The following is a 7,705-nucleotide window of genomic DNA, read 5'->3' on the forward strand; positions in this document are numbered from 1 at the left end:
CGAAAACGGCCAGCCGTTCCAGCCGGCCGCCGGCAAGATCGAAGTGGCTGAGATCTTCGGCTACGTGTGCCCGGCCTGCGCCGCATTCCAGCCGCTGATCGGACCGTGGAAGGCCGGCCTGCCGAGCGACGTCAACTTCGTCTACGTGCCGGCCATGTTCGGCGGTACCTGGGACAACTACGCGCGTGCCTTCTATGCGGCACAGAGCATGGGCCTGCAGGAAAAGACCCATGAAGCGCTGTATTCGGCCATCCACGCCGAGCAGACCCTGAAGGGCGAGCGCGGTCGTGATTCGGTCGAGGACATCGCCGCCTTCTACGGCAAGCACGGTGCCGACGCCAAGCAGTTCGCCAGCACCATGAGCAGCTTCGCGGTGAATGCCAAGACCAATGCCGCCAAGCAGTTCGCCCAGCGCAGCCAGATCACCGGCACGCCGTCGGTGATCGTCAACGGCAAGTACCTGGTCAAGGGCAAGAGCTTCCCCGACATGCTGCGCATCGCCGATCACCTGATCGCCCGCGAACGCGCCGCCAAGGGCAACTGATTCCTACCGAGCCTGCCACCGTCGTGAATTCCCCCACCACGCGGACCCTGCGCCTGCTGACGGCCAACATCCAGGCCGGCAGCAGCACCCGCCGCTACAGCGACTATGTGACCCGCAGCTGGTCGCATGCGCTGCCGGCGGGGCGCAAGCGCACCAGCCTGGACGCCATTGCCCAGCTGGCGCGCGGTCATGACATCGTCGGCCTGCAGGAGGCCGATCCGGGCAGCCTGCGCTCGGGCTTCACCAACCAGACCCACTACCTGGCCGAGCGCGCCGGCTTCAATTACTGGAGCCACCAGCCCAACCGCCGCATGGGCGGGGTGGCGTCCAGCGCCAACGGCCTGCTGAGCAGGCTGGAGCCGGTGGAAGTACAGGACCACGCCCTGCCCGGCCGCATCGGCGGGCGCGGTGTGCTGCTGGCCAAGTTCGGCGAAGGCAGTGAAGGCCTGGCCGTTGCCGTGGCGCACCTGTCGCTGGGGACCAACTCGCGGATGTCGCAGTTGGCCTTCATTGCCGACCTGCTTACCGACCATCCCAACGCGGTGCTGATGGGCGATTTCAACTGCCTGGCCGATCGCCCGGAAATGCAGGCGCTGTACCAGAAGACCACCCTGCAACCGCCGGGCTGCGCGGTGCCGACGTTCCCGAGCTGGCGCCCGGACCGGGCCATCGACCACATCCTGCTCAGCACCGGCCTGCAGCAACGCAGCGCCGAAGCGGTCCCGGCCGCGTTTTCGGACCACCTGGCGCTGGCCATGGAAATCGACGTACCCAGCCACGCGCTGCGCTGACACGTCCGCATTTCCGCTGCATCAGATTCGTAGAGCCGGGCTCTGCCCGGCTGCATCTCCGCGACAGCCGGGCAGAGCCCGGCGCTACGGTCGCTGCATCTCCGCGACAGCCGGGCAGAGCCCGGCTCTACGGTCGCTGCATTTCCGCGATAGCCGGGCAGAGCCCGGCTCTACGTCGCTGCATTTCCGCGACAGCCGGGCAGAGCCCGGCGCTACGTCGCTGCATTTTCGCTTCAGCCTGGCATCGCGGGCGCGTAAACAGCCCCTCCACAGCCGTTATGCGCTAATGCTCCGGGTCTGCCGAGTTCGGCATCGAGAGCCTTCCCTCCCCATGAGCGCTGTGGAGTCGCCTCCCTACGAGGTACGCACGCTTCGACCGGTCTTCCTGCTTGCCGCCACGATCGTGGCGGCATTTGCCATTCTGGTCGCCGCGTTTCCCATCCAGTCCGGCAGCCTGCTGCTGGACGCGCAGACCTGGGCGTCGCGCAACGTCGGCTGGTACTACCTGCTGGCGATGACCGTGTACCTGGTCTTCGTGGTCGGCGTGGCCTTGTCCGGCTACGGCAACGTCAAGCTGGGCGCGGACCACGACGAACCGGAGTTCAGCTATCTGTCCTGGGCCGGCATGCTGTTCGCCGCCGGTATCAGCATCACGCTGTTCTTCTTCTGCGTGTCCGAACCGCTCACCCATTACCTGCTGCCCCCACAGGGCGGCGTGGGCGAAGGCGAAGCCAGCGCGCGCCAGGCGATGCAGCTGCTGTTCCTGCATTGGGGCCTGCACGGCTGGGGCGTGTTCGCGCTGGCTGCCATGGCACTGGCCTACTTCGCCTACCGCCACAACCTGCCGCTGGCGCTGCGCTCGGCGCTGTATCCGCTGATTGGCAAGCGCATCAACGGGCCCATCGGCTACACCGTGGATGCCCTGGGTATCGTCGCCACCGTGTTCGGGCTGGGCGCGGACATGGGCTTTGGCGTGCTGCACCTCAATGCCGGGCTCAACACCCTGTTCCCGGTGCCGCATGCGGCCTGGGTGCAGGTGGGGCTGATCGTGCTGATGATGGGCGCGGCGATTACCGTGGCGGTGTCCGGCGTGGAAAAAGGCGTGCGCTGGATGTCCAACATCAACATGCTGCTGGCGATCGGCCTGCTGCTGTTCATGCTGTTCGCCGGCCCCACCCAGTACCTGCTCAACGCGCTCATGCAGAACATGGGCGACTACCTGGGCAACGTGGTCGGCAAGAGTTTCGACGTGTATGCCTACGGCGGCCGCCCGGACTGGCTGGGCAACTGGACGGTGTTCTACTGGGCCTGGTGGATCGGCTGGGCGCCGTTCGTGGGGCTGTTCATCGCGCGCATCTCGCGCGGCCGCACCATCCGCGAGTTCGTGCTGGGCGTGCTGCTGATCCCGCTGGGCTTCACCCTGGCGTGGCTGTCGATCTTCGGCAACAGCGCGCTGGACCAGATCCTGCACCACGGCCACGCGCACCTGGCGCAGATGGCGGTGGATAACCCGCCCACCGTGCTGTACGCGCTGCTGGAAAGCTATCCGTGGAGCCGCGCGGTCATCGCGGTCACGGTGATTGTCAGCTTCGTGTTCTTCGTCACCTCGGCCGACTCGGGCACGGTGGTGCTGTCCACGCTGTCCTCGCATGGCGGCGCCCCGGAAGACGACGGCCCGCGCTGGCTGCGCGTGTTCTGGGGGGTGATGACCGCGCTGGTCACCGCCGGACTGCTGCTGGCCGGCAGCATGGATGCGCTCAAGTCGGCGGTGGTGCTGGCCTCGTTGCCGTTCTCGGTGGTGCTGCTGCTGATGATCTGGGGCCTCACCCGCGCCCTGGGCGAGGAATCGCAGCGCAAGAAGGCCTCGCAGTATTCGCCGATCCCGCTGATCGGGCAGTCGCGGCACCAGCGTGGCTGGCGCCAGCGCATCACCCAGGCCGTGCATTTCCCGGTGCGCGACGAGGTGTACCGGTTCATGGACACCGACGTGAAACCGGCCATCGAAGCGGTGGCCGCGCAGCTGGGCGAACAGGGCCTGGACGTACAGACGAAGTTCGAGCCCGGCCAGATGGAACTGACCGTGGACCATGGCGAGCAGCAGGTGTTCACCTACCAGGTGATCATGCGCGGCTACCTCACCCCGTCGTTCGCCGCACAGCGCTTCCGCAACCTGCGCTACTACCGCGCCGAAGTGCACCTCTATGAAGGTGGACAGGACTACGAGCTGTTCGGCTACAGCCGGCAGCAGATCATCAACGACATCATCGACCAGTACGAGCGCCACCTGCAGTTCCTGCATCTGACCCGTTGAACTGCTGGTCTCCCGCTGCAAAGGAGTCATCGACATGCCTACATTCCCCGACCAACAGCTCTACATCGGCGGCCGCTACGTTCCCTCGCAGGGCGGACGCACCTTCGAGGTCGTCAACCCGGCCACCGGCGCGGTGCTGGCCAAGGTGCACAGCGCCAACAGCGACGACCTGGATGCGGCCGTTGAAAGCGCACAGGCCGGCCAGAAGGTGTGGGCCGCACTGACCACGGTGGAACGCTCGCGCATCCTGCTCCGCGCCGTCGCCCTGCTGCGCGAGCGCAACGACGCGCTGGCCGAGCTGGAAACGCTCAACACCGGCAAGCCGCTCAGCGAAACCCGCAGCGTGGACATCGTCACCGGCGCCGACGTGCTGGAGTACTACGCCGGGGTGATGCACGGGCTGGAAGGCAGCCAGGTGCCGCTGCGCGACGGCAGTTTCTTCTACACCCGGCAGGAGCCGCTGGGCGTGGTCGGCGCGATCGGCGCATGGAACTACCCGATCCAGATCGCCCTGTGGAAGGCCGCCCCGGCGCTGGCCGCCGGCAACGCGATGATCTTCAAGCCCAGCGAAGTGACGCCGCTGACCGCGCTGAAGCTGGCCGAGATCTTCACCGAAGCCGGCCTGCCCGATGGCGTGTTCAACGTGCTGCCCGGCGATGGCGCGGGCGTGGGCACGGCACTGACCGAGCACCCCGGCATCGAGAAGATCTCCTTCACCGGTGGCACCAGCACCGGGCGCAAGGTGATGGCCAGCGCCTCCAGTTCCACCCTCAAGGAAGTGACCATGGAACTGGGCGGCAAGTCGCCGCTGATCGTCTGCGCCGACGCCGACATCGAGCTCGCCGCCGACGTGGCGATGATGGCCAACTTCTACAGCTCCGGGCAGGTCTGCACCAACGGCACCCGCGTGTTCGTACCGCAGGCGCTGCTCACCGACTTCGAGCAGGCGTTGAGCGAACGGATCGCGCGCATCCGCATTGGCGACCCGTTGAACGAGGACACCAACTTCGGCCCGCTGGTCAGCACCGCGCACATGCAGCGCGTGCTGGACCACATTGCCAGCGGCAAGGCCGAAGGCGCGCGCCTGGTCTGTGGTGGCGAGCGGCTCACCGACGGTGCGTTGGGCAAGGGCTGCTATGTGGCCCCCACCGTGTTCAGCGACTGCCGCGATGACATGCGCATCGTGCGCGAGGAAATCTTCGGGCCGGTCCTGAGCCTGCTGGCCTACCAGACCGAAGAGGAGGCCGTGCGCCGCGCCAACGCCACCGAGTACGGCCTGGCCGCGGGCGTGGTGAGCAGCGACCTGAGCCGCGCGCACCGCCTGATCCACCAGCTGGAGGCCGGCATCTGCTGGGTCAACTGCTGGGGCGAATCGCCGGCGCAGATGCCGGTGGGCGGCTACAAGCAGTCCGGCGTGGGCCGCGAGAACGGCCTGGCCACGCTGCGCGCCTACACCCGCACCAAGTCCATCCAGATCGAACTGGACCGCTACGCGTCGGTGTTCTGAACCGGCCTGACAGGAGACCACCGCGATGAAGCGCGAATACGACTACATCATCATCGGCGCCGGCTCGGCCGGCAACACGCTGGCCGCGCGCCTCACCGAGGACGCCGGCGTGAGCGTGCTGCTGCTGGAAGCCGGCGGCCCCGACTACCGCCTGGATTTCCGCACCCAGATGCCGGCCGCGCTGGCCTACCCGCTGCAGGGCCGCCGCTACAACTGGGCCTATGAAACCGAGCCGGAACCGCACATGGACGACCGGCGCATGGAGTGCGGGCGCGGCAAGGGCCTGGGCGGCTCGTCGCTGATCAACGGCATGTGCTACATCCGCGGCAACGCGCTGGACTTCGACAACTGGGCCCGCTTCGACGGCCTGGAAGACTGGAGCTACCACGACGTGCTGCCGTACTTCCGCAAGGCCGAAACGCGCGACATCGGCCCCAACGATTACCACGGCGGCGACGGCCCGGTGAGCGTGGCCACGCCGAAGAACGGCAACAACGTGCTGTTCCACGCAATGGTGGAGGCTGGCGTGCAGGCCGGCTACCCGCGCACCGACGACCTCAACGGCTACCAGCAGGAAGGCTTCGGCCCGATGGACCGCACCGTGACCCCGCGCGGCCGCCGTTCCAGCACCGCACGCGGCTACCTGGACATGGCCAAGGACCGCGCCGGGCTGGAGATCGTGGTGCATGCCACCACCGACCGCATCCTGTTCGCCGGCAAGCGCGCGGTGGGCGTGCGCTACCTGGCCGGCAACAGCGCCACGCCGATCGACGCCACCGCACGTCGCGAGGTGCTGCTGTGCGCCGGCGCCATCGCCTCGCCGCAGATTCTGCAGCGCTCCGGCGTGGGCGCCCCGGCGCTGCTGGCCGCGCTTGGCGTGCCGCTGGTGCATGACCTGCCCGGCGTGGGCGAGAACCTGCAGGACCACCTGGAGGTGTACATGCAGTACGCCTGCAAGAAGCCGGTGTCGCTGTACCCGGCATTGCAGTGGTGGAACCAGCCGGCCATCGGCGCGGAGTGGCTGTTTGCCGGCACCGGCATCGGTGCCAGCAACCAGTTCGAAGCCGGCGGCTTCATCCGCACCCGCGATGATTTCGAGTGGCCGAACATCCAGTACCACTTCCTGCCGGTGGCGATCAATTACAACGGCACCAATGCGGTCAAGGAACACGGGTTCCAGGCGCATGTGGGGTCGATGCGCACGCCCAGCCGCGGCCGCGTGCATGCGAAATCGCTGGACCCGCATGCGCATCCGTCGATCCTGTTCAACTACCAGTCCACCGACCAGGACTGGCAGGAATTCCGCGACGCCATCCGCATCACCCGCGAGATCATCGCCCAGCCCGCGCTGGACGAGTACCGCGGCCGCGAGATCAGTCCGAGTGCGGACTGCAGGACCGATGCGGAGCTGGATGCGTTCGTGCGCGCCCGTGCCGAGACCGCCTACCACCCGTCGTGCTCCTGCGCGATGGGCACCGACGCAATGAGCGTGGTGGACGGCCAGGGCCGCGTGCACGGCATGGAAAGCCTGCGCGTGGTGGACGCCTCGATCATGCCGCGCATCATCACCGGCAACCTCAACGCCACCACCATCATGATCGCCGAGAAGATCGCCGACCGCATCCGCGGCCGCGCCCCGCTGCCACGCAGCACGGCGGACTACTACGTAGCCGGGGACGCGCCGGTAAGGAACCGGTAGAGCCGGGCTCTGCCCGGCTGCCCCGTATCCCGGCACCACGCAGCCGGGCAGAGCCCGGCGCTACCCGGCTACTCCGTATGCCAGCACCACGCAGCCGGGCAGAGCCCGGCGCTACCCGGCTACCCCGTATCCCAGCACCGCGCAGCCGGGCAGAGCCCGGCGCTACCCGGCTACCCCGTATCCCGGCACCGCGCAGCCGGGCAGAGCCCGGCGCTACGCCATCACCGGCGCCACCCGCCGTGCCGTCACCGTACTCCCCACCGACGCCACCACCGTGCAGCCGATGGCGGCCCACTGCAGCAGGGTGAGGTGTTCGGCCAGCAGACCCATCGCCAGCAGCGCGGCCACCGCCGGTTCCATGCTGATCAGGATGCCGAAGGTCTCCTTCGGCAACCGCTTCAACGCCATCATCTCCAGCGACATCGGAATCGCGCTGGAGACAATCGCCACGCCCAACCCGAACAGCAGGATCTTCGGGTCCAGCAGCGCCATGCCCGCATGCGCCACGCCCACCGGCACCACCACCAGCGCTGCCGCGCACAGCCCCAGCGACACCGTATGCCCCGCGTGCAGATGCCCTGCCCGCTTGCCGAAGATGATGTACATCGCCCAACACGCCGCTGCGCCCAAGGCGAACATCACCCCCACCGGATCCAGCGGCGCGCCGTGGCCCAGCGGCAACAGCAGCAGCAACCCGACCACCGCGCAGCCCACCCAGACAAAGTCGATCGGCCGGCGCGAGGACCACATCGCCACCGCCAGCGGCCCGCAGAACTCGATCGCCACCGCGATGCCGAACGGAATCGTGCGCAACGCCATGTAGAACAGCAGGTTCATCACCCCCAGCGTGATC

At 67.9% G+C, this 7,705-nt stretch carries 6 protein-coding genes; 5 read left to right on the forward strand and 1 reads right to left on the reverse strand.

Translation table 11 applies throughout. The annotated features are described in order from the left end of the window. The 5 genes from DBR34_RS19310 to betA form a co-directional block, all read left to right on the forward strand. On the forward strand, positions 1–544 hold a 544-nt coding region (locus tag DBR34_RS19310; protein ID WP_146186890.1), incomplete at its 5' end, for a thiol:disulfide interchange protein DsbA/DsbL. 53 nt (positions 545–597) lie between these two features. Next, the gene (locus DBR34_RS19315; protein WP_181394082.1) at positions 598–1,335 is read left to right on the forward strand and encodes an endonuclease/exonuclease/phosphatase family protein; all 738 of its coding nucleotides are present in this window, start codon (positions 598–600) and stop codon (positions 1,333–1,335) included. A gap of 331 nt (positions 1,336–1,666) precedes the next feature. Continuing rightward, complete coding sequence (gene betT, locus DBR34_RS19320; protein WP_128097979.1) at positions 1,667–3,646, forward strand: choline BCCT transporter BetT; 1,980 nt, start codon at positions 1,667–1,669, stop codon at positions 3,644–3,646. A 34-nt stretch (positions 3,647–3,680) separates the two neighbouring features. Next, positions 3,681–5,153 carry a betaine-aldehyde dehydrogenase gene (gene betB / locus DBR34_RS19325; protein ID WP_128097980.1) on the forward strand — a complete coding sequence of 491 codons (1,473 nt, stop codon included), beginning with the start codon at positions 3,681–3,683 and terminating at the stop codon, positions 5,151–5,153. A 25-nt stretch (positions 5,154–5,178) separates the two neighbouring features. Continuing rightward, the gene (gene betA, locus DBR34_RS19330; protein ID WP_128097981.1) at positions 5,179–6,852 is read left to right on the forward strand and encodes a choline dehydrogenase; all 1,674 of its coding nucleotides are present in this window, start codon (positions 5,179–5,181) and stop codon (positions 6,850–6,852) included. A 213-nt stretch (positions 6,853–7,065) separates the two neighbouring features. On the opposite strand, the gene DBR34_RS19335 is transcribed toward betA, so the two are convergent. Beyond that, positions 7,066–7,705: EamA family transporter (locus DBR34_RS19335; RefSeq protein WP_258224142.1), on the reverse strand; the 640-nt coding region annotated here is incomplete at its 5' end.

The sequence above is a fragment of the Stenotrophomonas sp. HMWF003 genome (genome assembly GCF_003061285.1).
In the GTDB taxonomy this organism is placed as follows: domain Bacteria; phylum Pseudomonadota; class Gammaproteobacteria; order Xanthomonadales; family Xanthomonadaceae; genus Stenotrophomonas; species Stenotrophomonas maltophilia_AP.